24 protein-coding genes are annotated in these 25,049 nt (G+C 36.3%); 14 read left to right on the forward strand and 10 right to left on the reverse strand.

The window, feature by feature from the left end:
- Positions 1–2: 2 nt before the first annotated feature.
- The 3 genes from AC5YGI_RS12325 to AC5YGI_RS12335 all read left to right on the forward strand — a co-directional run bounded on the left by AC5YGI_RS12325 (position 3) and on the right by AC5YGI_RS12335 (position 5,466).
- On the forward strand, positions 3–1,496 hold the full coding sequence (locus AC5YGI_RS12325; protein WP_330745269.1) for a complex I subunit 4 family protein: 1,494 nt from the start codon (positions 3–5) through the stop codon (positions 1,494–1,496).
- Positions 1,497–1,512: 16 nt separating this feature from the next.
- Entirely contained in the window at positions 1,513–2,892 is a 1,380-nt protein-coding gene (locus AC5YGI_RS12330; RefSeq protein ID WP_330745268.1) for an NADH-quinone oxidoreductase subunit N, read from the forward strand.
- 261 nt (positions 2,893–3,153) lie between these two features.
- Entirely contained in the window at positions 3,154–5,466 is a 2,313-nt protein-coding gene (locus AC5YGI_RS12335; RefSeq protein ID WP_496168494.1) for a GAF domain-containing protein, read from the forward strand.
- Positions 5,467–5,470: 4 nt separating this feature from the next.
- Here the strand turns inward: AC5YGI_RS12335 and AC5YGI_RS12340 are convergent, their stop codons facing one another.
- Positions 5,471–6,394, reverse strand: a complete 924-nt coding sequence (locus AC5YGI_RS12340; protein WP_496168495.1) for a bestrophin family protein — start codon at positions 6,392–6,394, stop codon at positions 5,471–5,473.
- A gap of 17 nt (positions 6,395–6,411) precedes the next feature.
- The gene (locus AC5YGI_RS12345; protein WP_330745265.1) at positions 6,412–7,587 is read right to left on the reverse strand and encodes a Pycsar system effector family protein; all 1,176 of its coding nucleotides are present in this window, start codon (positions 7,585–7,587) and stop codon (positions 6,412–6,414) included.
- Between the two features lie 26 nt (positions 7,588–7,613).
- Between AC5YGI_RS12345 and AC5YGI_RS12350 the strand changes: the two genes are divergently transcribed.
- A complete protein-coding gene (locus AC5YGI_RS12350; protein ID WP_496168496.1) occupies positions 7,614–11,330 on the forward strand; it encodes a metallophosphoesterase in 3,717 nt (1,238 codons plus the stop codon).
- A gap of 313 nt (positions 11,331–11,643) precedes the next feature.
- Entirely contained in the window at positions 11,644–12,366 is a 723-nt protein-coding gene (locus AC5YGI_RS12355) for a hypothetical protein (protein ID WP_146207843.1), read from the forward strand.
- Between the two features lie 93 nt (positions 12,367–12,459).
- Here the strand turns inward: AC5YGI_RS12355 and AC5YGI_RS12360 are convergent, their stop codons facing one another.
- The 5 genes from AC5YGI_RS12360 to ruvX form a co-directional block, all read right to left on the reverse strand.
- Positions 12,460–13,332, reverse strand: a complete 873-nt coding sequence (locus AC5YGI_RS12360) for an SdiA-regulated domain-containing protein (RefSeq protein ID WP_496168498.1) — start codon at positions 13,330–13,332, stop codon at positions 12,460–12,462.
- A 57-nt stretch (positions 13,333–13,389) separates the two neighbouring features.
- Positions 13,390–14,157, reverse strand: coding sequence for a nucleoside triphosphate pyrophosphohydrolase (mazG, locus tag AC5YGI_RS12365; RefSeq protein ID WP_454511517.1), 768 nt, complete (start codon positions 14,155–14,157; stop codon positions 13,390–13,392).
- A gap of 231 nt (positions 14,158–14,388) precedes the next feature.
- Entirely contained in the window at positions 14,389–14,943 is a 555-nt protein-coding gene (locus AC5YGI_RS12370; protein WP_330745261.1) for a DUF5606 family protein, read from the reverse strand.
- Between the two features lie 75 nt (positions 14,944–15,018).
- Positions 15,019–15,591, reverse strand: coding sequence for a peptide deformylase (gene def, locus AC5YGI_RS12375; RefSeq protein WP_110009647.1), 573 nt, complete (start codon positions 15,589–15,591; stop codon positions 15,019–15,021).
- Positions 15,588–16,004, reverse strand: coding sequence for a Holliday junction resolvase RuvX (ruvX, locus tag AC5YGI_RS12380; protein WP_496168499.1), 417 nt, complete (start codon positions 16,002–16,004; stop codon positions 15,588–15,590). The genes def and ruvX overlap by 4 nt, the downstream gene beginning before the upstream one ends.
- 115 nt (positions 16,005–16,119) lie before the next feature.
- Here ruvX and AC5YGI_RS12385 point away from each other — a divergent pair, with 115 nt between their 5' ends.
- Both AC5YGI_RS12385 and AC5YGI_RS12390 read left to right on the forward strand, forming a co-directional pair.
- On the forward strand, positions 16,120–16,596 hold the full coding sequence (locus tag AC5YGI_RS12385) for a SixA phosphatase family protein (RefSeq protein ID WP_330745260.1): 477 nt from the start codon (positions 16,120–16,122) through the stop codon (positions 16,594–16,596).
- Positions 16,577–17,470, forward strand: coding sequence for a Zn-dependent protease (locus tag AC5YGI_RS12390; RefSeq protein WP_496168500.1), 894 nt, complete (start codon positions 16,577–16,579; stop codon positions 17,468–17,470). The genes AC5YGI_RS12385 and AC5YGI_RS12390 overlap by 20 nt, the downstream gene beginning before the upstream one ends.
- 276 nt (positions 17,471–17,746) lie before the next feature.
- On the opposite strand, the gene AC5YGI_RS12395 is transcribed toward AC5YGI_RS12390, so the two are convergent.
- Positions 17,747–19,291 carry a serine hydrolase gene (locus AC5YGI_RS12395; protein ID WP_496168501.1) on the reverse strand — a complete coding sequence of 515 codons (1,545 nt, stop codon included), beginning with the start codon at positions 19,289–19,291 and terminating at the stop codon, positions 17,747–17,749.
- Between the two features lie 88 nt (positions 19,292–19,379).
- Between AC5YGI_RS12395 and AC5YGI_RS12400 the strand changes: the two genes are divergently transcribed.
- The 6 genes from AC5YGI_RS12400 (at position 19,380) to AC5YGI_RS12425 (ending at position 22,902) form a co-directional block, all read left to right on the forward strand.
- Entirely contained in the window at positions 19,380–19,847 is a 468-nt protein-coding gene (locus AC5YGI_RS12400; RefSeq protein ID WP_330745257.1) for a hypothetical protein, read from the forward strand.
- A gap of 56 nt (positions 19,848–19,903) precedes the next feature.
- The gene (locus AC5YGI_RS12405; RefSeq protein ID WP_496168502.1) at positions 19,904–20,353 is read left to right on the forward strand and encodes a hypothetical protein; all 450 of its coding nucleotides are present in this window, start codon (positions 19,904–19,906) and stop codon (positions 20,351–20,353) included.
- A complete protein-coding gene (locus AC5YGI_RS12410; protein ID WP_496168503.1) occupies positions 20,353–20,850 on the forward strand; it encodes a metallophosphoesterase family protein in 498 nt (165 codons plus the stop codon). Before AC5YGI_RS12405 ends, AC5YGI_RS12410 begins: the two co-directional genes overlap by 1 nt.
- Before the next feature lie 143 nt (positions 20,851–20,993).
- The gene (locus AC5YGI_RS12415) at positions 20,994–21,488 is read left to right on the forward strand and encodes a DUF8465 domain-containing protein (RefSeq protein WP_330745254.1); all 495 of its coding nucleotides are present in this window, start codon (positions 20,994–20,996) and stop codon (positions 21,486–21,488) included.
- Between the two features lie 18 nt (positions 21,489–21,506).
- The gene (locus AC5YGI_RS12420; RefSeq protein WP_110011729.1) at positions 21,507–22,223 is read left to right on the forward strand and encodes a DUF3822 family protein; all 717 of its coding nucleotides are present in this window, start codon (positions 21,507–21,509) and stop codon (positions 22,221–22,223) included.
- A 106-nt stretch (positions 22,224–22,329) separates the two neighbouring features.
- A complete protein-coding gene (locus AC5YGI_RS12425) occupies positions 22,330–22,902 on the forward strand; it encodes an RsmD family RNA methyltransferase (RefSeq protein ID WP_227942389.1) in 573 nt (190 codons plus the stop codon).
- On the opposite strand, the gene AC5YGI_RS12430 is transcribed toward AC5YGI_RS12425, so the two are convergent.
- Complete coding sequence (locus AC5YGI_RS12430; protein ID WP_034693356.1) at positions 22,899–23,246, reverse strand: winged helix-turn-helix transcriptional regulator; 348 nt, start codon at positions 23,244–23,246, stop codon at positions 22,899–22,901. The genes AC5YGI_RS12425 and AC5YGI_RS12430 overlap by 4 nt on opposite strands.
- An 84-nt stretch (positions 23,247–23,330) precedes the next feature.
- On the opposite strand from AC5YGI_RS12430, the gene AC5YGI_RS12435 reads away from it, so the two are divergent.
- Entirely contained in the window at positions 23,331–23,930 is a 600-nt protein-coding gene (locus AC5YGI_RS12435; RefSeq protein WP_446106761.1) for a nitroreductase family protein, read from the forward strand.
- 267 nt (positions 23,931–24,197) lie between these two features.
- On the opposite strand, the gene murI is transcribed toward AC5YGI_RS12435, so the two are convergent.
- Positions 24,198–25,028 (reverse strand): glutamate racemase, encoded by an 831-nt coding sequence (gene murI / locus AC5YGI_RS12440; protein ID WP_110011736.1) that lies wholly within the window; start codon positions 25,026–25,028, stop codon positions 24,198–24,200.
- Positions 25,029–25,049: the final 21 nt, after the last annotated feature.

The following is a 25,049-nucleotide window of genomic DNA, read 5'->3' on the forward strand; positions in this document are numbered from 1 at the left end:
TAATGTCTTGTTTGTTATTAACATTATTACTATTACCTCTAGTAGGTTCGGGATTAGTTTTTGCCTGGAAGAATAATTCCAGCAAATATTTGGCGCTTGGAATTGCATTGGTACAAATGCTCCTTACGTTCTACGTACTTTCGGATTTTGATTTTACTCCGACAGTAGACAGCGTATTGCAGCATGAGATCAATTATCCATGGTCACAATTTATGAAGAGCTCTCTTCACTTCGGTATCGATGGGATGAGCATGCTTCTTTTATTACTGACCAATATTCTGGCTCCAATCATTATTTTATCATCTTTCAATGAAAATGTAAACTACAGAAATACATTCTACGGACTGATTCTGTTGATGCAGTTTGGTCTTGTAGGAGTGTTCACTTCTTTAGACGGATTGTTATTCTACATTTTCTGGGAAGTAACTTTGATTCCAATTTGGTTCATTGCCGGACTTTGGGGACAAGAGAATAAAAGGTTTGAATTCACTACGAAATTCTTCGTCTATACATTCGTGGGATCATTATTTATGTTAGCAGGATTGATCTATGTGTACAACCACTCTGCATCATTCGCTTTAACAGATTTATATAATGCTCAGCTGAATGAAGTACAGCAGACTGTGGTATTCTGGTTTATTTTCTTTGCTTTTGCAGTGAAATTACCGGTATTCCCTTTCCATACCTGGCAGCCTGACACGTATACCTACTCTCCTACTCAGGGATCCATGTTATTATCAGGGATCATGCTGAAGATGGCAGTATACGGTGTAATGCGTTATTTACTTCCAATCACTCCACTTCCGATTGCCGGAATTTCAGGACAAATCGTAATTATTCTTGCTATTGTGGGAATTGTTCACGGAGCTTTGATCGCTATTATCCAGACGGATATGAAGAGAATCATAGCGTATTCATCTTTCTCTCACGTAGGATTGATGGTAGCAGGGATCTTCGCTTCAGCAGTAGTTACTTTAAGAGGAACTTTCAATGTAGAAGGAGCTGAAGGAGCTTTGGTACAGACATTTGCTCACGGTATCAACGTAGTAGGATTATTCTACTGTTGTGATATTTTATATAAGAGATTTAAATCAAGAGACATCAGACAAATGGGTGGTTTAGCTAAAGTAGCGCCTAAGTTTGCGGTGTTGTTCCTGATCATTATACTAGGTTCAATGGGAGTTCCATTAACTAATGGATTCATCGGGGAATTTATTTTGTTGAAATCAGTTTATGATTTTAACGGAACAGCAGCAGTAATTGCTGGTCTTACGGTAATTCTTTGTGCAGTGTATTTATTAAGATTCTACGGAAAAGCAATGTTTGGAGAAGGAGATGAAGCCGTTTTAAGTACAGCAAAAGATTTATCAGGCATAGAATTTTCTGTATTGGCAAGTTTAGCGGTTTTTGTGATTTTACTAGGTATTTTCCCACAACCGGTAATCGACATGGTGAGTAGTTCGGTGAAGTTTATCTACCAATCAATGGTAAGTTAATTTGATATTTTAAGAAATGAGTGTTTTAATTATTGTTTTCCTAACGGCAGTTATTGCGTTATTTTCAGGAGTTTTTGAACAAGGAAAATTCGCAAGATACATTGGGATTTTGGGATTAATCATCGCATTGTACGTAAGTTTTATGCCGGAATGTTCGTTCTTCGACCATTACAAGCATATGTATGAGTACAGTGACAATACCGCATTATTCACTAAAATATCAATCGTAACAACTTTATTGTTATTCTTCCTGGGCGGTTTTGCTTTCAGCAACCACAGAAGCCACCAGTCAGAATTATATGCATTGATGCTATTCGCATTATGTGGAGGGATCATCCTTTTCGGATACCAGAACCTGGTGACGATGTTCTTAGGAGTTGAGATCCTTTCTATTCCATTATATGTAATGGCTGGAGCTAATAAAACTGATCTGAGATCCAACGAAGCTTCTATTAAATATTTCCTTATGGGTGCATTCGCAACAGGTTTCTTACTGTTCGGGATTGCGTTCATCTATGGAAGTGCAGGAAGTTTTGATCTTTACAAGATTCATGATTTTGGAGTAGCTAATTCAGGGAATGTAATGTTCATCTTAGGAGTATTACTGATTCTTTGTGCATTGGCATTCAAAGTAGCTTTAGCACCTTTCCACATGTGGAGCCCTGATGTATATGCAGGTTCTCCTTCATTAATCACAGCTTTCATGGCGAGTGTGGTAAAAATCTCAGGATTCTTTGCCCTGTTCAGATTGATGACGCTTGGTTTCGCTGGAGTAACTCATGAGTGGATTAATGTTTTAGGCGTATTCTTAATCATTACATTACTTTTAGCAAACGTTATGGGTCTTGCTCAGACGAACGCAAAAAGAATGCTGGCATACTCTTCAGTATCTCACGCAGGATATATCGGATTGGTATTCTTCGGAATGACAAGCCTTTCTACTTATAACCTTGCCTTCTATCTGTTTGCTTATTCTTTATCTACAGTAGGAGTTTTCATGTGTCTGATCTGGGTAGAGAAATTAAAGAGAGAAACTTCTTTCGGAGCCTTCAAAGGATTGGCGAAGACAGAACCTTTATTGGCAACAGCCGCAACGATCTCTATGCTTTCAATGGCAGGAGTTCCGTTAACAGCTGGTTTCATGGGGAAATTTGCTTTATTCTCCCAGGCTATGAACGGTGCAGCTTTCTTAGTATTGGTAGCTGTGTTAGGTTCTGCTCTATCCATTGCTTACTATTTAAGACTGATTATCGCAATGTTCTTCTTTAAAGAATCAACATTCAAATCATCAGAAAAAGTAACTCTTACATACAATATCATTGCAGTAATTGTTATTGCCCTGATCATCATCCTTGGAGTTTTCCCGGATCTATTTGCAAGAATGTTCGGATTGTAAAATCTGAATTTTAAGATATAAAAAGCACAACTCGTCGGTTGTGCTTTTTTATTATCCTTCAAATAATGAACATCTCATCCCAAAAACTTTAATTTTTATTTATCAATAAATCTATAATCTGTCTATATAAAAAACAGTAAGGAATTATAAAATACCTTGCAGAGTTTCCCAAAGCACCTGCAAATTATATACAATAAAATAAAAATTCCACACGATCAATATTCTGCTTTTTTCATAACTTTACTTTAAATTTTTCAGCTCTTGGCTAATCTCTATAAAAAAGACTCTCCCTTTCAGGTTTATATATCATTCAAAAAATATTTGGATGTTCTGGAACATATCCGGTATAATGACAGACTGGAATACAGGGTCAATTATGCAGAGTCATTACTAGAGAGCACCCGAAATTTTAAAGACCTTAGAGAAGGTTTCCAGGATACAGCCCTTCTTGAAAAATACGAAGACCTCATCAGGCTGCTTCTTGCAGACCTTTTCCCGACAGGCCTCACCAGAAACGAAATAAAAGCGGCAAGTATTCCGCTTTCCAACATTACCTTTAACTATACCGAAAGATTTAAAGATATTCTGAAAGATGCAGGAAAAGATTTCGAAATAGAACTCAGGAATATTTCAGATAACGAATTCTATGTATTTTGCTGCTGTCTGATTCTTCAGAGCTATTTCAAAAAAGATATTAAAAGTACACTTCCGTTTTATTATGACATTCCGAATAAGCAGGGAATCATGAAGCATTATAAAATTACGGTCAATTCAGATTTTACGGAAATTACTCCTACAGAAGATGCCAAAATTCCATCTGATGATATTCTGGATATGCTTTTGGAAAATCTTGATGATTTTAAACTCTGGAAAAAGTATTTCCCTTCACAATCGTGGATACTGAAAGGATTTACCATTATTTCACTGGTAGACTGTACCTCTGAAGTGGCCCTTTCCGATCTGAAATCAAGCATGATTGAAATTGATCCGGAAAATATGAATCCCAATGAAAATCTAACTGAAATTTTCAAATCTTATTTTGATGTTCCAGAATTGAGCTTCGGACTGATGACGTTCAACAAAAAGGAACAGAAACTGGATAAGCTCCCGATCTATGAGAGTCTTCTTACCAACCATATCCTGGATTTCTGGATCAATGCATTTGATGAAGAAACCCGCAAGAGTACTTTTAATAATTTAAATCATAATTCAAAGCCTGTCGTTGTTTCCAATGTAAACAACCTGGAAGAGAATGTCAAGCTGCTTCCTTCCTTCAGTATTTTAAAGGATAATAATGTGAACAGCTTCATGGTAATTCCTATCATGAAAGACGGTGAACTCCTTGCGATCATGGAATTCACCTCTCCTATCGCCGGAAGTTTTAATGGCTTAAAACTTAAAAAACTGGAGTTTTTCACTGATATGGTTCTCTTCTCTCTGAACAGGTTTTACTTTGAGAAAAACTATCAGATAGAAGCCATTATCCAGCGCGAATATACCACGATCCACGACAGTGTGGTCTGGAAGTTCAGAAATGAAGCTGAGAAATATTTTACGGCGTCACTCGGAAAAAAGATATATACTTTAAAACAGATTGCATTCAAAAATCTTACCCCGTTGTTTGGGGTTTCGGATATCCGTTCTTCTTCTGAAAAGCGTTTTAATCTGATGCTGCAGGATCTCAACCAGCAGATTGAATGGTTGAATGAAATTCTGACACTCACCAACTCGGATTCCGAAAAATTTATACTGGCACTGGATGTCTTTGAAAATGAGATCAACAATGAGATCAAAGCGGATACGGAACAGCGTTTTCAGAGATTGTTAAGAGAAGAAATTCATCCTTTTTTACAGGGAAAACTGGAAATTAAAACGTCCAGGGAAATAAAAGCAAAGATCAAAGACTATTTCTCCCACATCTTTACTTCTACGGATCTGTTTTATCATCACAGAAAAAACCTTGATGATTCTATCACGCTTGTTAACCGGAAACTGGCAGATATGCTGGATGAAAGCCAGGTAAAAGCGCAGGAAATTTTTCCGCATTATTATGAAAGGTTTAAATCTGACGGTGTGGAACACAATCTGTATATTGGTTCTACCATCGCTCCTGAGCTGCACTATACTTCAAAAGTAGTCCACAAACTGAGATACTGGCAATTGAAAACCATCTGTAAAATGGAACTTGAATTTCAGTCGTTCAAAAAGTATCTTCCGGTACCACTTGATATTGCTTCACTGATTTTCGTATATAATGAAAAAATAGACATCCGTTTCAGAATGGATGAAAAACGTTTTGATGTAGACGGAGCCTACAATTCCTATTACGAGATTATCAAAAAGCGCCTGGATAAAGCCCATGTGAAAGATTCTTCAGAACGTATCACCGCTCCCGGAAAAATCACTATTGTCTATTTCGGAATGGAAAATCAGAAGGAATATTTAGATTATATTTCCAAACTCCAGAAAAAAGGGGTTTTGCAGCATGACGTAGAATTTTTAAGAGTAGAGGATCTGCAGGGAATCACGGGATTGCTGGCGCTGAGGGTATCTTTTACACTTCCGGAGGAATAGAAAACTAATCCACAAAATAAGTATCCGGTTTCTTCAACTCCCCTTGAGGAATTCCTGCCTGTTCAAAAATAGAAAACTCAATCGTACGGCAGATGCTGTTCAGGGCAAGGTCATTTTCCTCTTCGCCAAAAGGTTCACCAATCTCCTGAATAATGGCATCAAGAGCAATAAAGGTATAACTGATCAGCAGAACGATCAATGGCATCATCCATCCCAACGTATCTACCAGCCCGAAAGGAAGCCAGAAACAATATAAATAAACAGTACGATGCAGCAAAACGCTGTAAGCAAAAGGTAATGGTGTATTGTAAATCCTCTCACATCCGCCGGAAATATTAGAAAACTGATTCAGCTGATGATCCATAGAAGTCATAACAATGGTATCTATATTTCCTTTTTTATTCTGTTCTTTGAGCCAGTCTGCAATAAAACCTAAAATAATATTGGGAATAAATTTCTTATTCTTCACCTGTTCCAATTGTTCCGGTGAAAGCAGTCTCTCAAGATGTTCTGTACCAGATTTATCTCTCAATTGAAAATTCAGTGACCAGGAAAATGCAGAAATCAGCTTAATGATTCTCTCTTTTTCCTCTTTAGCTTCAGGCGAAGAATCGTTTACCAGCGATAGGATCTGTCTTGTAAGGGATCTGGTTTCAATGACCAGTAATCCCCAGAGTTTCCGGCCTTCCCAGAAACGGTCATAGCTTGCAGAATTACAGAATCCCATAAATATGGCAAGTGCCAGTCCTATCAAGGTAAAAATGGTAGGATTAAGATGCAGTTTATAGTCAAAGATTTTTCCTTTGAAAAAATAAATAGCCAGGGAAAACAGCGTGATAATGGTAAGCTGAACAACAATTTTCTTTAATACGGATCCTCTCCATATAAATAACATTTTCAGCCAATTCGTACGCTGTCTGACGATCATTTGTGTATGTTTATTAATTAAAGACTAAGAAATGCAGCTCCGAAAGATAAAACGGAAATAATAATTCCAGCCATAAAGATCTTATAGGTAATGGATAAAAGCCTGTATTTCCTGTTAAGAACTTTCCCGAGATAATACAGATCCTTCACCATAGAATCATAGATATAATCCCTGTCTTTAATAAGGTCTTTCATGGCATTGTTATAATCGTCAAACAACATCTGGTGAAAGTTTCCGAAGAACAATAGGTTTACTTTTCTGTTGGCAATATCCTGAGAAGTAAATGTTGATTTGGTGACATTCGGTTTTGTGGAAAGAATCGCAAATATAATCGTCAGTACACTTGACAGCAATAATATGAAACTTGGAAGAATCAGATGTGAATTTTTAGGAGCATCAAGCTTCGGAACCAATACAGAAAGACATACTGAAATAATAATGGCATTTACAGATAAAAGAATATTGGCTTTACTGTCTGCAATATCACTCAGTCTCGTATGATTATTAAGGGTCACCCTGAATAAGGTATCTACACTTCTGTCCGATTTTTCCTTTTCTTTTTTACCTTCTGAAACCTCCTTTTTACTTTCTTTCTTCTCTTCTTCTTTTTCCAGCTTCTTTTCGATTTTTTTGATATTTTTCTTTTTCAGAGGCTCCCAGTTTTCCTTGGCATAATCCGTATAAAAAGTATGCTTGTTCTTCAGCATATCCAGATTTCCGGCATTCCATTCTTCATTGGAAAAACATCTTACATTCGTCAGTTCCCATTCTTTTCTCAAAGCATCGGAAATATCACTGTAATCATGACCTGCAAAATGGCTGAAATCAGCATCCTTTACAATTTTTTCCAGTAAATTCTGAGGTTCATAATGAATTTTGGTAGCCAGAATCAGTTTTTCAACGTCTGCAATATAGTTTTCAGGATAATTTTCCTGATGTAAAAAGGCTTTCATCACCTCCACACTTCTTTCCTCATGGTTCAGGGCACATTCTATATACCCCGTATCATGAAACCATAATGCTACGAGTACCTTCTCCTGATCTTCCTCAGAAACAGGAGTATTTTTCATGATTTCCTCAGCCTTATTAACTGTATAGGCAGTATGGATAAAATTATGATAAAAATATACTGAAGATAACTTATCTTTGAATAAGATTTCAACATAATTTTTAGCTTTTTGTAAAATGCTCATCCCTGAAATTTTGTTAATGTAAATTTATGAATTTATCCTTTAAAACTCATCTAAAAAATACTTCTATTGTTCTTAGAACAGTAATGTCCGCAGGAGTCCTTTATTCCTGTGCTACCTATAACGTGCAAAAGGGCAAAAACTTATTTGAAGTAAAAGATTCCGAAATAAAATCCGATAATGATTTTAAACTCTTTCTGATTGGAGATGCAGGAAACTCAGATGAACCTCAGGCACAAAAAACACTGAATTTACTGAAAAGTAAGCTGGATTCTGCCGACAGCAATTCTATGCTGATCTTTCTGGGCGATAATATCTATCCTAATGGTATGCCCAAAGAAGCAGATAAAGATTATGCCCTGGCAAAACAAAAGCTGGAAAATCAGCTTGCTATCACCAAAAATTTCAAAGGGAAAACACTTGTAATTCCGGGGAACCATGATTGGTACAATGGACTGGAAGGATTGAATAACCAGGAAGCACTGGTTAAAAAATATCTTGATGATAAAAAAGCTTTCCTACCTAAAAACGGTTGTCCTATTGATGATATCAATGTTTCCAAAGATATCAAGCTCATTGCCATCGATACAGAATGGGTAATAGCGAACTGGGATAATTATCCGGGAATCAACAAAAACTGCAACATCAAAACCCGTGAAGATTTTTTCACAGAATTTAAAGATCTGATCATTAAAAATCAGGGAAAAAAAATAATTGTTGCCCTACATCATCCCATCATCAGCAGCGGAACACATGCAGGTTTTAATTCTGCAAAATCCCATCTCTTTCCTTTAAAGAGTAAAGTTCCTGTTCCTGTGGTGGCAAGTGTCATCAATATCTTAAGAAGTTCCTCAGGAGCCAGTCCTGAAGATATTAATAATCAACATTATGCAGACTTAGCCAACAGACTGAAAAGTATAGTTCAGGATAAGGAAAATATTATTTTCGTGTCCGGACATGATCATAACCTGCAATATCACGAAGATGGAAACCTGAGACAGATTATCAGTGGAGCAGGCTCTAAAACAGATCCGTCTACGATTGTAGAAAAAACAGACTTTTCCTACGGAGGAAGTGGTTTTGCGGTTTTAAATTTCAGAAAAGATGAAAGTACAGATGTTGAGTATTTTTCAACCAAAGATGCCCAACTTCAAAAGCTCACTCATATTTCCGTGATTTCCAAACCGGATGTATTCGTTAATAACTTCCCTAATTCTTTTCCTGCCACATTTTCTTCCACCATTTACCCGGTAGCGCTTACGGAAAAAAGAAAGTTTTACCGCTGGCTTTGGGGAGATCATTACAGAAGATATTATGGAATTCCTATTGAGGCACCAACCGCCAATCTTTCGGAATTGAACGGAGGGTATATTCCTTTCCGGGAAGGTGGAGGAAACCAATCCAACAGTTTACGGCTGAAATCTTCAGACGGACAGGAATTCGTCATGCGTGGAGTGAAAAAAAGTGCCATCCGCTTTCTTAACAATATGGCTTTCCAGAAAAGCACATTGGGAGAAGAACTTGCAGATACATTCCCTGAAAAATTTTTACTTGATTTTTATACGACCAATCATCCGTTTACTCCATTTACGATTGGAAATATGTCAGAAAAACTGGGTATTTTCCACAGTAATCCTAAACTGTATTACATTCCCAAGCAGCAGGCTTTGGGGAGATATAACGAAAACTACGGGGATGAAATGTATATGATTGAGGAGCGTTTTTCTTCCGATCCTAAAACATTGGCTTATCTGGATCATGCCAAAGATATCGTTTCTACAGATGATGTACTAAAAAACCTTAACAAAAGTGATAAATATTCTGTTGACAGAGAATCCTATATCAGAGCACGATTATTTGATATGCTTATCGGAGACTGGGACAGACATTCAGACCAATGGAAATGGGCTCAATATGAAGAGGGTGATAAAGTGATTTATAAACCCATTCCAAAAGACAGAGATCAGGCATTCAGTAAATATGATGGAGCAGCCTTTAAAATCATTATGAATGTTCCTGCCATCCGCCATATGAAAACCTTTACAGAAGATATCAGCAGTGTAAAATGGCTCGCTATGGAACCTTATCCGATGGATCTTGTATTCTTAAAAGGTGCAGACCAGAATGAATGGGAAACGCAGGCAAAGTATATTCAGGAGCATCTGACCGATGCGGATATTGATGACGCTTTCCACAATCTTCCGAAAGAAGTGCAGGATGATACCATTGCTGAAATTCAGAGAAAACTTAAAATAAGAAAGACGAAACTTCAGAGCTATGCCACTCAGTATTATGATGTACTGCAGAAAAAAGTTCCTTTGGCAGGAACGGTAAATCCTGATAAGTTTGTCATCACCAAAAATGGACATTCCGTCCTTGTACAGCAATATTACCTGGGTAAAAATAAAGATCAGAATGAACTGGTTTTTGAAAAGACGTATCATGATTCGAAAACAAAAGAATTATGGATCTACGGACTGGAAGATGATGACACCTATGTAGTAACCGGAAGCGGAAATCCTAAAATGACGATCCGACTGGTTGGCGGATATAATCATGATACCTACAACGTTGCAGATGGAAGAAAAGTGAAAATCTATGATTTTAAATCCCAGAAAAACACTTACAATTCCGGAAATGCAACCAAAAACATTACGGATGATTATGACATCAACAGCTATAATTATAAGCATCCTAAATATAATTCCGTTGCCGGATATCCAAACCTGGATTACAACCCGGATGACGGTGTGATTGTAGGCGTTCTGGCCAATTACACAGTAAATAATTTTATCCGCGATCCATTTACTCAGAGGCACAGTTTAAAAGCTAATTTTTATACGGCAACTGCAGGATTTAGCCTTACGTACAAAGGTGTATTTAAAAAAGCAATCTCAGGTTGGGATATTAACCTTGATGCATTCTATACGACTCCAAGATTTTCTCAAAACTTCTTTGGACTTTCCAATGAAAGTGAGTATGATAAGGAAGACACAGAAAGAGAATACAATAGAGCCAGAATTTCCAAGTTCAACTTTGCTCCTTCCATCTCTCAAAAGAGCTGGATGAATCTCAGCCACCAGTTTCAACTGACTTTTGAAGATAATAAAGTACAAAGAAAAGCTGACCGTTTCATCAACCAGTCTCCGGATGTGAGACCTGGCGTATTCAACAGCCAGCAGTTTGTTGGAGCCAACTATACCTTTGGTTATAAAAATGCTGATAATACGGCCTTCCCTACTCTTGGACTGGAATTTATGCTGAATGCAGACTGGAAAGCAACTCTTTCTGATTTTAATAAGAATTTCGTAACTGTAAAAGGAAAACTGGCCATTGACCACAGGATTGATAAAAAAGGGAAATTTGTATTCGCCAATTCCAGCAATGTGATGTGGATCAATAACAATAATTTTGAATTTTATCAGGCAGCGGCTATCGGAGGTAATAATGGAATGAGAGCCTTCAGAAACGAAAGATTCTCAGGAAGATCCTATTTCACCAATAACTCAGAAATCCGATGGGATTTTGGAAGGGTAAGAAATAATATTGCTCCTGCCAACATGGGAATTCTAATAGGATACGATACCGGCCGTGTATGGAATGACGATGAAAATTCCAGAAAATGGCATCAGTCTGTGGGTGCAGGAGTATGGCTGAGTATTGTGGAAATGATGTCTGCAAGATTAAATTATTTCTATGGTTCAGATGGTGGAAGAATTTCTGCCGGAGTGGGAATGAAATTTTAATCTGGCCCATTAAAAAAATTAATTCTCAATTTTGAAATGAGTACCACCATCAAATACTCAATATAAAACATTGTTTAACAGTATTTTAGACTGTTTTAAATTAAAAATTTGAAAAATTTCAATTTAAATAAAAATTAATAATTCAAATTTTCAACTCACATTTTTTACTGATAAAATAAATATGGCTTTTAAATAAAGGTCATATTTTCAGCTATATAAGTCAAAACTAGACATAGTTTAATATGATTATCAATTCCTTAAAAAATTGACATTTTAAAAACATTTTATATTTGTGGCAACAAAAAATCAACAAATGATGAAAAAAAAACTATTCTATATGGCTTTATTTGTCATGTTCATCCAGTTAAATGCACAGATAGGGATTAAAACATCAACTCCCCAACATACATTGCATGTCAACGGTTCCCTTCAGGTTGTTAAAGATCTGAATGTAGGCGGAGACGATAGAACAAAGGGAAATTCCGGAAACAAAGGTGAAGTTTTAATGTCTAACGGAGCAGGGAATGCGCCGGTTTGGAAAACAATTGAGTCAGAAAACTTTCTAAAGGTAGTTTTTGTTGGAAACAAAACAGACATCAGCCCGGCTAGTGGAAGTTATACAGGTACGCATTCTACACCAGTCAATACTCATGAAAGTTATTCACAAACCTATGTCTTTAATGTGAGTAATAAGATTGATAATGCATATTTAACGTACAATTCTACAACAGGACTTTTCACAGTAGTAAAACCTGGATTTTATAATATTGTTCCTTATGCTACCTACGATCTTAATTTAAATCCATCAGGACAAACTGCAGGAACAGCTAATTCATACATACAAAAAGTTTCCCCTACGCTCACAACGTTAGCAGGCATATCTACGGGCCATGGTGAGCGTACAACAGGACTGAATCATAATCTTTCCTCCATTAACTTTTTCAATACGGGAGAATCCTTCAGAATACGCTGCCGTTATACTCAGGATTTCAGATTATCCAGCGGAAATATTCATATCTCATATCTGACTCCATAAACAATACAAACGTCAATCACTTCATTAACATTCATATATTCAAAACCCCACAGATTTCTCTGTGGGGTTTGAATTTTTATAGAGGTTTGTTTTTTACAAAGAAAAACTATACACATTTCCCCCCTCATCTTTCCCTTTCTCATCTGCGATCATTAATGTTTTATCATCAAAGAATACAATAGCTTCCTTCTGGGAATTATGGTTCAGAGGAATTTTTTGAATTTTAGCAGAATTAAAATCGTTAGCAGCAAATCCGGTAAGAACATGAACATTTTTATGGGTAAGCAACACGATTTTATCTTTTGTGCTGTTGATACTCGCAGAGGTAATCGCAGCATCATTATACCCCCCATCAAGCTTTAATTTTCCTATTAGCTTAGCTTCAAAATCACCCTCTTTGTTAGGAACCTGGAATACAAGAAAGGTTCCGTCAAAACCTTTGCTCCTGTTTTTGGTGAATAAGTAAAAATTGCCATCCATTTCAACAAAACCTTCACAGTCGTACAACAGGTTCGACTTTTTCGGAGGAAATTCTGTCTGCCCCTGATAATGGAATTTTGTAGTCTGGATAACTTTGGTTACAATTTGTTTGCTGTCTTTCAAATCTGTTTTTAAGATCGCCAGATCCTGTCTGTTATTGTCATTATTTCCAAAATCTCCGATATAAATATTTCCCTGAGAATCGGATATGATGTCTTCCCAGTCCGTATTTTCAGCATTTTCTACCGGTATTTTTGCCAGCATGTCACCTTTATCACTCAGGCCATATATTGCATTTTTATTTCCCTTGTCTTCTATTGCCCAGATGGTTTTCTTATCTTTTGACAAAGTAATTCCGGAAACTTCCTTCAACTTTTTAGGTAAGGTAAACTGGACTTTCAGTTCATCCTCTTTAGCAGGGGAATTCTGAGCTTTTGGATTGCAGCTCAATAAAAGCAAAGCAGGTAAAATAAGGAAACGTAACATATTTATTTTTTATTTTTTTAACTGAATATAAGAAGCATTAATTGTTCCAATCGGCAACTATGAAAGTTTTTTTGCCTGTTCCCAAAGAACATCCATTTCTTCCAGAGACATGTCTGCCAGTTTCAGATCCTGTTCTTCGGCAAGACCTTCCATCTTTTGAAATCTTGAAATAAACTTCAGATTGGTTCTTTCCAATGCAGAATCCGGATTGATTCCTGAAATTCTGGCATAGTTAATCAGAGAGAAGAAAACATCCCCCAACTCTTGTTCTTTTTTATCCAAATCCGTTTCAGCATGAAACTCCTGAATTTCCTCATCTACTTTTTTCCATGCATCTTCTGCATCATGAAATTCAAAACCGATTCCTTTTACCTTATCCTGAATTCTGTAGGCTTTTACCAAACTCGGCAGACTTTTCGGAACTCCACCCAAAATAGACTTATTTCCTTCCTTTAATTTTAATTTTTCCCAGTTCTGCTTCACTTCTTCTTCATCTTTCACTTCAGTATCTCCATAGATATGAGGATGACGGAAGATCAACTTTTCATTCAGGGAATTGATAACATCTGCAATGTCAAAACTTCCTTTTTCAGAACCTATTTTAGCATAAAAAACAAGGTGAAGCAGGACATCGCCCAGCTCTTTCTTTATTTCCTGTAAATCATTTTGCAAAATAGCATCTGAAAGTTCATACGTCTCTTCAAGGGTAAGATGACGAAGGGATTCTAACGTCTGTTTCTGATCCCATGGACATTTTTCACGCAAATCATCCATAATATCCAGTAATCTTCCGAAGGCCTCCAGTTTCTCTTGTTTCGTATTCATAAATAATGGGAAATTCAATCTTATACAAATGTAAGGGTTATTCGGGCATCATTACAAACGTTGGAAGTAAAAGTTGCAGAGTGCAGAATTTAGGATAGATTTGATATGTAAACCTAACAGGTTTCAAAAACCTGTTAGGTTTGGAATATTACCCCCAATTATTTACTGCCAGAAAACAAAAAACCTTGTCCGGATTTCCAGACAAGGTTTTATATTTTTAATTCAAATGAATTATCCTTGTTTTCTGTGTGTACTCTTTGGAGCTGATTTAGCTGCTGAAGTCGCTTTAACTTTCGGAGCTGCTGGCTTTTCTGCTTTTGGAGCTTTTTTAGCTTCTTTTTCAATGCTTACTTCTTCAGCTGGCTCACCTTCTAAAGTTTCAGGCTCTGCTTTCACAAAGCTCTCAGGCGTAATATATCCTGCTTTTTGAAGGATGTTGTACCACTGAGCCAATTTCTTGATATCAGAAGAATATACTCTTTCTGTGTCATAGTTTGGAAGAGATGCCAACATAAAATCTTTCAGATCTGCATCAGAAGATTTGTGAGAGATAGTTTCCTTATAGTCGTTGTTTTTAGCAATATTTTCAAATACTTCAAACAAAGGAACTTCTTTCTCAAATGTAAACATGGCGATATTGTCCAATAAACTTACCTGGCTTGAGTTTCCAATGCTTACTTTTTTCTTTGAGGTAACATCTTCAATGATGAATCCGTTTCTTAATTGAGAAACTAATTTGAAAAGTCCTGGTTTTCCAGAAATTGAAATTATTTTTTCTAACAGCATAATTTTATTTTTTGTAAATTCTGCAATCAGCACTAGCTTTTTGCTTTTTATTATTTCTTTTTAATCCTTGTTTAATTATTTTGGAAATCTCATTTTGTAACCGATGTTTACGTCACCCTGAGAGATTTTTGTCAGCTTACCTTTTACGAGTTTCTTCTTCAGAGCACTCAGGTGGTCGGTAAATAAAATCCCTTCAATGTGGTCATATTCATGCTGAATTACGCGGGCTCTAATATCGGAAAAAGTTTCTGTATGTTTCACAAAATTTTCGTCATAATATTCAATAACGATTGTCCCTTTTCTTTTCACATCTTCTCTTACATCCGGAATAGAAAGGCAGCCCTCATTGAACTTCCATTCTTCCCCTGATTCTTCAAGAATCTGAGCGTTGATGAATACTTTTTTAAACTCTGCCAACTCATCTTTAATATCTTCATAATCCTCATCTTCTGCAAGAGGCGTCACATCTATTACAAACAGACGGATATCCAAACCAATCTGTGGCGCTGCAAGACCTATGCCATTTGCGCTGTACATGGTTTCGAACATGTTATCTATCAGTTCCTGTAATTCGGGATAGTCTTTGTCTATATCTTTTCCTACTTTTCTCAAAACAGGATCCCCAAAAGCTCTTATCGGTAATATCATCTTAATCTTTGTTCTAAAAAATTCTGCAACATGATGGTTGCACTTACTTTATCTATTAATCCTTTTTCCTGCCTCTTTTTCTTGTTTTTTCCACTTTGGGAAATAAAAAAAGAAGCCATTTTGGATGTAAATCTTTCATCGAAACGGTGAACTGCAATATCCGAAAATTCTTTTTTAAATTCTTCTATAAATTTTAGAATATCGGTTTCCACTTCCGAAACATTTCCTTTCAAATCTATGGGAAGTCCAATCACTACTTCATCTACATTATTTTCACTGAAATATTTTTTCAAAAATTCCATTAAAAAACGGTTCTCCACAGTCTCCAGCCCACTGGCTATAATCTGCATATCATCGGTTGCAGCGATACCACAACGAGCCTTTCCGTAGTCTATTGCAAGGATTTGTCCCATAAGTCTGCAAATTTAGTAAAATTTACTGATTTTATTCATAACGCAGTTTTTTTATATAAATCATGTTTTATTCCATTATTTTTTTTATAATTTTAATCTTCCAAAAAACAATTATATGAAGAAACTCATCCTCGTAAGACATGCAAAAAGCGACTGGCCGGAGGAAACGGAGGACTTTGACAGACCTTTGGCAGACAAAGGTTTGGAGGATGCTATGCACATGTCCAGATTCCTGAAAAGCAATAATATTTCTATTGATCATTTTGTATCGAGCCCTGCGGTTCGTGCACTGAATACCTGTAAGATTTTCAATCAGGCCTATCAGCTGAACTGTTCAACTGATGAAAAACTATATAACCCTTCGGAAAGAAGCTTTGAATCTGTAATTTATGATCTGGATGACAACCTGACTTCGGTGGCGTTCTTCTCTCACAATAATGGAATTTCCAATTTTGCCAATTCCATTTCTGAGGATATTTTCCATTTCCCCACTTGCGGAGTGGCGGGTTTTGAGGTAGACTGTGATTCCTGGTCAGAGTTCGACGGTGCCAAAAAGAAACTGCTATTCTTTTATGAACCGGGGAAAATATAATTTCACTTTTCTGTTTTTTTATGTTACAATAATTACCCTTCTTTTCTCTTGTCAGAAACAGAAGAAAAATTACTATGAATCTATTGCATTCAATGACATCAAACTTTCCTCTTCTCCAAAACCCGGAAGCTGGCGGTATAATCATGATGAGCATTTCCAGACATTTGAAGATTTTCAAAAATTAAAAAAGATAAAATCACAACCCGGAAAAAATATTATTTATCTTCAGCCTATAGGAACATTCGATGAACTTCAGAAAAAAGAAATAGCACTTACCCAACACTATTTAAAAACCTATTTTCAGCAGGAAACAAAGGTTCTTCCTGTTTTACCCAACACTATTTTCCCTGAAAAAGTTAAAAGAATTTCAAAGGAAGGACAGGAACAGGTTCTTGCAGGATATGTACTGGACAGTATTCTGATCAAAAGAAAACCTAAAGATGCTATTGTATTAATGGGTATTACGGAGAAAGACCTTTTTCCGTTACCAGAATGGAATTACGTATTCGGACTGGCTTCATATGAGGATGGCGTGGGAGTAACCTCTATATACCGATTTGCAGACGGACAATTAACAGATTCTAATTTTAACAAAAGTCTTTTAAGATTAATAAAAATCAGTTCACACGAGATCGGGCACATGTTTGGAATCAGCCATTGTCTGAATGCCAACTGCGTGATGAACGGAACCAATTCATTATCGGAAACTGATTATCATCTTGCCAGAGCCTGCTCACTCTGCCAAAGAAAACTGAATTCAAGTATCCATTATGATAATAAAAAAAGATTACTTGAACTAAAAAATTTCTTTGAAAAGCAACATCTTAACACAGAACTTACGTTAGCAAATCAGGATCTGAATCTTGTACAATAAACCAACATTCCTGTTACCGACTGCCTATTCCCCTCCACCGGAGGGGTGGCGAAAATTCAAAGAATTTTTGACGGGGTGGTCCTTCGGCTAAAGCCATTATCGCTGTAAACATGAAAAAACGACCTTTAGCCCGTTCCTATTGAATTATTTCAGTTTTAATTTTCAATAATCATTAAAATGAGTGTTATCTGAATAAATTAGTGGCATTCGTAGTTAACAAACAAAAAAAGAACGGACCCACGCCCGTTCTCCATAGAATATTTTATAATCTCTATTTTATTTCTTCTTCAAATCCAGATCATCAAAGTCAAAACTGAAATCTGTTACATCAGAAATCGCCTTCAATTTTGCAGATTCTGCTTTTCCGTTTTCGTCATAGCTGAAAATAATATAGGCATCCGCATCATAGCTTCTGTCGTCCCATTTGATAATGAAAGAATTATTGGAATAAGGAAGCAGCCCTCCTTTTAACCTTGGAGAGTTTTTGCACGAAATTCTGTAGCTATTTCCCTGTTGTGTAATTTCTACATCACCAAACCAAATATCATTGTAAGTTCCTGTAAACTGTTCTGCTTTTGGCTGCTGCGCTTTTTCTTTTTTGAAGGCTTCAGATTTTGCAAAAGCATCTTTCTTTTGTTTGCTGAATTCGGCTTCCATTTTAGACATTCTTTCGCTATAGGTTTTCAGCCAGTTTCTGTCGGCAACCCCAAGATAAGAATCTTTAACGGTATTCGTAATGGTATTGAAAGCTGCTCCGGACTGTTGGTTCGTCAATACTACAATTCCCAGTTTCATATCGGGAATTAAAGTAAATTGAGTAACGGTTCCGATCAGTCCACCGGTATGCTGTACCTGTTTATGTCCTTTCACATCACTCAGAAACCATCCTAAACCGTATCCGTAGAAACTTGTATCATAAGGATTTTTCGCAGCCACTCTATCTGGAATCTGCAAGCTCCAAAGTTGTTGAACATTCTTATCCGAAACCAGTTTTTTCCCATCTTTTGTGGTGAAATTATTTAGGAGACATTCCGCCCACGTGGTCATGTCTTTAATGTTACTCATAATTCCTCCTGCTGCATTACCCGTTTCGTTCCAGTCGTGGGGAACAGCAATTGCTTTTCCGTCTACCGGAGCGTGTGCATCAATTTTATTGGCAACAGCCTTTGCTCTGCTGTAGCTTCCGAAACTTGAAGTCATTCCTACAGGTTTCATAATTCGCTGCTCAATAAATTCCGCCCAGCTTAATCCGGAAATTCTGTGGATTACTTCTCCGGCTACAATAAACATGATATTGTTATAATCCAGTTTTGTTCTGAAAGGATTTTCCGGTTTCAGATATCTCACATTATGCACAATATCATTAACGGTTAAATTTCCTCCTTCAGGAAAAAACATAAGATCTCCCTGTCCAAGTCCTAATCCGGCTCTGTGGGTAACAAGATCCTTGATCGTAACATTTTGAGAAACATAAGGATCATACATTTGAAATTCAGGAATATATTTTGAAACTTTATCATCCCAGTTCAGTTTTCCTTCATCTGCTAAGATGGCTAATGCTGTACAGGTAAAGCCTTTTGAGTTAGAAGCAATCCCTACCAGCGTATTGTCATCCATTGGCTGCTTTGTTGTAAGAGAACGTACTCCAAACCCTTTGGAATAGATCATCTTGCCATCTTTCACAATTCCTACCGACATTCCCGGTACATCAAAGGTTTTCAGGGTATTTTGGATCAGTTCATCCAGCTTTTTTTCTTCAACCTGAGCATTGGCTAATCCTACGGTTAAAAGAAAAATGAAAAAAGAAAGTTTCTGTTTCATTGTTTATTTTAATTTTCCCAAATTTACTAAATATTAAGCGACGCTCATTTTAGCCGTGCTAAAACTTTACGATAAATCAGTTGTATTCATGAAAAAGCCTATTTGTATCTGTATTTTCTCTCTTTTCGCAGTCAGCGGTATCAAAGCCCAGGACAGAACTGCCAATCCTTTACTTTTACAAACCTGGAATCTCAGTAAAATGGATACTTATATTTATACTTATGAAAAACAGGATGGTTTTGAAGCGAGAAGAGAAGGAATCAGATTTCAGAAAAATGGAAAAATCACAGGAAATCTGATTAAATCTACTTTAAGATATGATACCCTGGAAGAAACTGTTAATAAAAAAAATGAAAAGCCGGACCGTTATATCGGGAGCTGGAAAAAAGCTTCAGACTCTACAGTAACGTTAGTATTTCCTTCCAATACCAATATGACCGGAACTTTTGTAATTTCAAAGCTTACAGAGAATCAACTGAAACTGAAAAAGGTTTTCAGCGCAGATATTGAAAAGAAAATGGATTCTATCAGAAAAACAAAAAATATCACAGACTAAGGTCGGAATAAGTTGATGGAGCTTCTTTATATTTGCAGTCTTAAAAAAATAATAAAATGGCACTAAACAGATTATTGGCTTTCTTCTTACTGATGATAAGCTGTAATTTATATTTTTCTCAGGATATAACCATCAAAGATGATAAAGTTTTATTGGATGGAAAGCAGATTCTGAAAGCTGAAAAGATCAATGCAGCCCAGTATTCGTTTTTCTCCATGAAAGATGATGAGGAAGTTCTTCTTTACCGGTATATGGATAATGAAACCCCAAGATATGTAAATGATGATTATTTTATTCTGAATTTTCTGACCGAAAAAACAAAAATAGAATCGACAGATATGAGCAAAATATCCAATTTTATGAATTCCAAAAAAGGAATGGAAAAACTGGTAAAATGGCTGTTGAAAGAAAGAGTAATCAATCATGACGGGGAGCTTAATCCTGACCGTGTGGCTGTTTTTAAAGATAAATACCACGAAAATATCACTGAAAGAACCTTTAGATAATGACAAAAGTTCTTCTTCTTTCCGATTCCCATTCTTATATTGATGACCGTATCCTGGAATATGCTTCTCAGGCTGACGAAGTATGGCATTGCGGGGATTTCGGAAGTCTGGATGTCATTGAACAGCTGGAAAAAATAAAACCTCTGAAGGGCGTTTACGGAAACATTGATAATGCTAAAATTCAGGCAGAATTTCCGGAAGTGAACCGTTTCTTTTGTGAAAAACTGGAAGTTCTCATGATCCATATCGGAGGTTATCCGGGAAAATATACTCCACTTACGAAAAAAGAAATGGCAGAAAAGGCTCCGAAATTGTTTATTTCAGGCCACTCTCATATTTTGAAAGCGATGTATGATGAGAAAAACAATCTCCTCCATTTGAATCCCGGAGCCTGCGGAAAACAGGGCTGGCATAAAGTGAGAACAATGATGCGGTTTGTGGTAGACGGTGAGGAAATCAAAGAGCTGGAGGTGATTGAACTGGGACCTAGAGTTTGATGAGTGAGAGGGTTGGAGAGTTTTAGGGTTGGAGAGTGTGAGCGTTTGAGAATTTAGGGGGGATTGGGAGTAAGGAGTTTGTGTTCATCCATTTTACTTTCTACCTTTGCACAAATATTGGTTCATACAAACCTGTAAAAATTATGAAGATCGGCGATAAGGTTTCGGTAGTAGATGAGGATTTAAGCGGGATAATTACTTCCGTGAAGGGAAATATTGTTGTTTTTAAAGATGAATATGGATTTACCCATCAATATCCCAAGGAAAAACTTGTTCCGAAAGATGCTGATCTGTATGAAAATATCAGAGTTGTAAGAAAAGCGGAACCTAAAAAAATCATTTCCAAGAAACATCAGAAAAATCATTTGGTTTTAGACCTGCATTTTCATAATTTGGTAAAGAATCCCAATGATTATGACAGCTTTGAAAGATTGTTTATACAAAAGGAAAAACTGATTGAAGTGATTGAGTTTTGCAGAAAGAACAACCTGAAAAGACTGGAAATTGTTCACGGCATTGGTGACGGTACTTTGCAGAGGATGGTCCGGGATGTATTGGAAAGCCAGGTCAATATTGATTTTTATAATAAGGAAATACTTCACCACCAATCGGGTGCGGTAATGGTAGAATTTCACTAAATTTGCAGGAATTGAAATATGAACGTACTTAATTTACTTTTTACCAAAGACGGATTGATCTGCCAGATTGTTAAAAACAAAAACATTCTGGAGGAAAAGTCTTATTTCGTTACTGAAGAGACACCAGCCAATCTTATTGACCAAAAGCTGGACGAAGTTCTTATTAAGCAGCGCTACGACGAGATCCATGTGATTTCAGCATTGAATCATTTTACGCTGATGCCGGAAGGCTTCTCTGAGCATGAGGCAGGATTTGATCTGATTGCTTTCAACGCTCCGACTGACAGAGAAAAAGAAGAGCTGATGCTTTCGATCAACAAAAAATTTAATATTCAGTTTTATTATACTTTCCCGAAAAACTATTATAAAAAAATAAAAGAGCTGGCCTTACCGGTTCATTTTAATTTCTCCGGGGAAAAGTTTCTAAGTTCGATCAATAATAAAACCAGCAAGGAAATTCACATCAACCTCTATCATAACCAGTGTGAGTTTTTTGCGATTGATAATAAGAAAATCATTCTTTATAATAATCTGGATGTCAATTCTGAAGTAGATTTCCTTTACTTCATTATGTTTACATTGAGCAAGATAGGTTTCGGAATCAATGAAACCAGCTTTTATGCTTATGGAGAAACTACGGAAAATGAAACGTTCATTTCCGAACTTCAGAAATTTGTTAAAAACCTGAAAATTGTTTTTGACAATATTCCTAACAAGAATTTTATACTTAATTAAGGAACAAGGGCTTAGGAATAAGGAATTAGCCTTATTAAAAGATAATGATGATGTATAATTTTAATCCCTAATCCCTAGAACCTACCATCTAACCCCTAACAATAATATGTTCAGAATCATATCAGGCAAATGGAAAGCCAAAAAAATCGCCGCTCCTAAAAACTTTGAAGTAAGACCTACCACCGATTTTGCAAAGGAGGCTTTATTCAGCATTCTGGAAAACAAATACGATATGCAGTCGATCTCCGTGCTTGATCTTTTTGCAGGAATTGGCTCTATTACCCTGGAATTTGCTTCCAGAGGATGCCAGAATATAACTTCCGTGGAAATGAACCCAAAGCATACGGCATTTATCAACAGTACGGCTTCTGAGCTTGATATGGCACTTCAGATCAATGTACAGAGAGGAGATGTTTTCGACTGGCTTAAAAAATTCAGAAATAAAAAATCATTTGAGATTGTTTTTTCTGATGCTCCTTTTGAAATGGAAGAGAAAAAATACCACGAGCTGATTTCTCTGGTTTTAAACAATAAATACCTGAAAGAAAACGGAGTCCTTATTGTAGAACACCAAAGCCGCATGAAATTTGACCATCCGAATTTAACAGATACCCGAAAATATGGAAACGTAAGTTTCAGTTTTTTTGAACCGAATAAAGAAGATAATCAGGAACTTTAATTCCTGATTATTTTTTTGGAGATGACAGGAGATTCTTCGCCCCATTTTGTTATCGCTTCCAAAACAGGTAAAAGTGTCTTTCCAAAGTCTGTTAATTCATATTCCACCACTAAAGGAGGCTTTTCCGTAAAAACTTTCCTGTCAACAATTCCGTCCTCTTCCAGTTGTTTTAGCTGCAAACTCAATGTTCTTTCCGTAATGGTAGGAATAGACTTTCTTATCTCGTTATAGCGCTTAGCACCGCCAATAAGGTGATGTAAAATCACTGCTTTCCATTTCCCTCCTATAAATTTCATTGTCACGCTGGTACAGCAGGGATACGATTTATTATCTATTGTATACATTTTTATACTATCATTTTTTACCGTTATTGCAAAGTTAGGAAACTTAAATTAATTTTGTAACTATAAAAATGATAGTATAAAATTATGAACTTTTTAGACCAAATGAAAAACAGGTATACTGTAAAAAAGTATAACCCCCAGGGAAAAATCAGTGAAGAGCAAATTGCAGCACTTCAGGAGATTTTAAATTTAAGCCCGTCATCTATTAACAGCCAGCCATGGAATTTTATTTTCGTAAATGATCCTGAACTGAAGAAGCAATTGGGGGACAAATCTTATTTTAATAAAGAAAAAGTGCTGGACAGCAGCCACATCATTGTATTTCAGGTGATGAAAAACATAGAAAACTTTGAAAAACAAATAGAGGAAAACCTTCCGGAAGGCCCTGTTAATTATTACCGAACTATGGTAAAACCTAAAGGAGAAGAAGCTATAAAATCATGGCTTGGCCATCAGGTATATTTATCATTAGGAGTTCTTTTATCTGCCTGTGCAGCGATGGGAATAGATTCTACCCCAATGGAAGGAATTGAACCTGAAGGTTATGATGCGATCCTGAACAATGAAAAATACGAAACTTTATTTGCCGTAGCCATCGGGGAAAGAGATGAAGCAGATGCAAACCAGCCTAAATTTAATCCTAAGAAAAGACTGGAGGCTGAAAAAGTAATTGTGGAAGCGTAATTTTAAACACAAATTCACAATCTCTTTCGCAACAAACACGAATGAAATTGAACATTATTTCCCCACAGATTTCACAGAGGACACAGATTTTTAGTCATCTTTTAATTTTAAAAACGTTATTATCCGTGGAATTTGTGAAATCTGTGGGAACTAAAAAAAGCATATAATTTTATCGAAAATAAATTTTTGTGCTTTGAAAACTTGATTTCGTAATGACAAAATTTAATAAATAAAAAAGTCTGCTTCAATATGAGGCAGACTTTTTTTTTATAATACTTTCAATTCTAAGTCAATGGATTTTCCAAAGAACTTCTTTGAAATTTTCTCGAAATTCTTGGTAATATCCGACAGATAGAAATGATAATTAGGCTTTGAGTTATGATCATGTAAAAGATTATACTTATCAAGAATGATCTTCAGATGATTGGCTACAATATTCGGAGAGTCAATGACACGGACTCTGTTTCCGTAGTACTGCTTGATTTCATCAATTAAAAGAGGATAATGAGTACAGCCCAGAATCAACGTTTCGATATTCTTTAATTTATTATTACTTAAATAATTATAAATAATAGCATGAGTAATCGGATGATTTTTAAACCCTTCTTCAATAGCAGGAACCAATAATGGTGTTGCCAGTTCGTCTACTTTGATCCATTTATTATGCTTTCGGATACTCTTTTTGTAGAGCCCTGAATTCACGGTTGCTTTGGTAGCAATTACGCCTACATTATTATGGATTTCGTATGACACTTTTTCGGCTACAGGATTAATAACGTCTATGACAGGAACTTTTCCTGCAACCGACTGCATCACTTCATTCAAAGCATTAGCCGTTGCCGTATTACAGGCAATTACAATCGCTTTACAGTTCTGCTCAAGCAGGAAATTGGTGATCTTTGTAGAATATTCAATAATCGCATCTTTGGATTTTTCTCCGTATGGAAGGTGCTTTGTATCTCCAAAATAGATCAAATCTTCATTAGGAAGAAGTCTTTTGATTTCTTTGGCAACGGTAAGACCTCCTACTCCGCTGTCGAAAATTCCGATAGGCTGGTTGGGTGAAAGATGTGAATAATCTTGTTTTTTCGTTTTCAAATGAGTTGAAATTTTATACAA

Source organism: Chryseobacterium sp. CS3K3.1, from assembly GCF_059515165.1.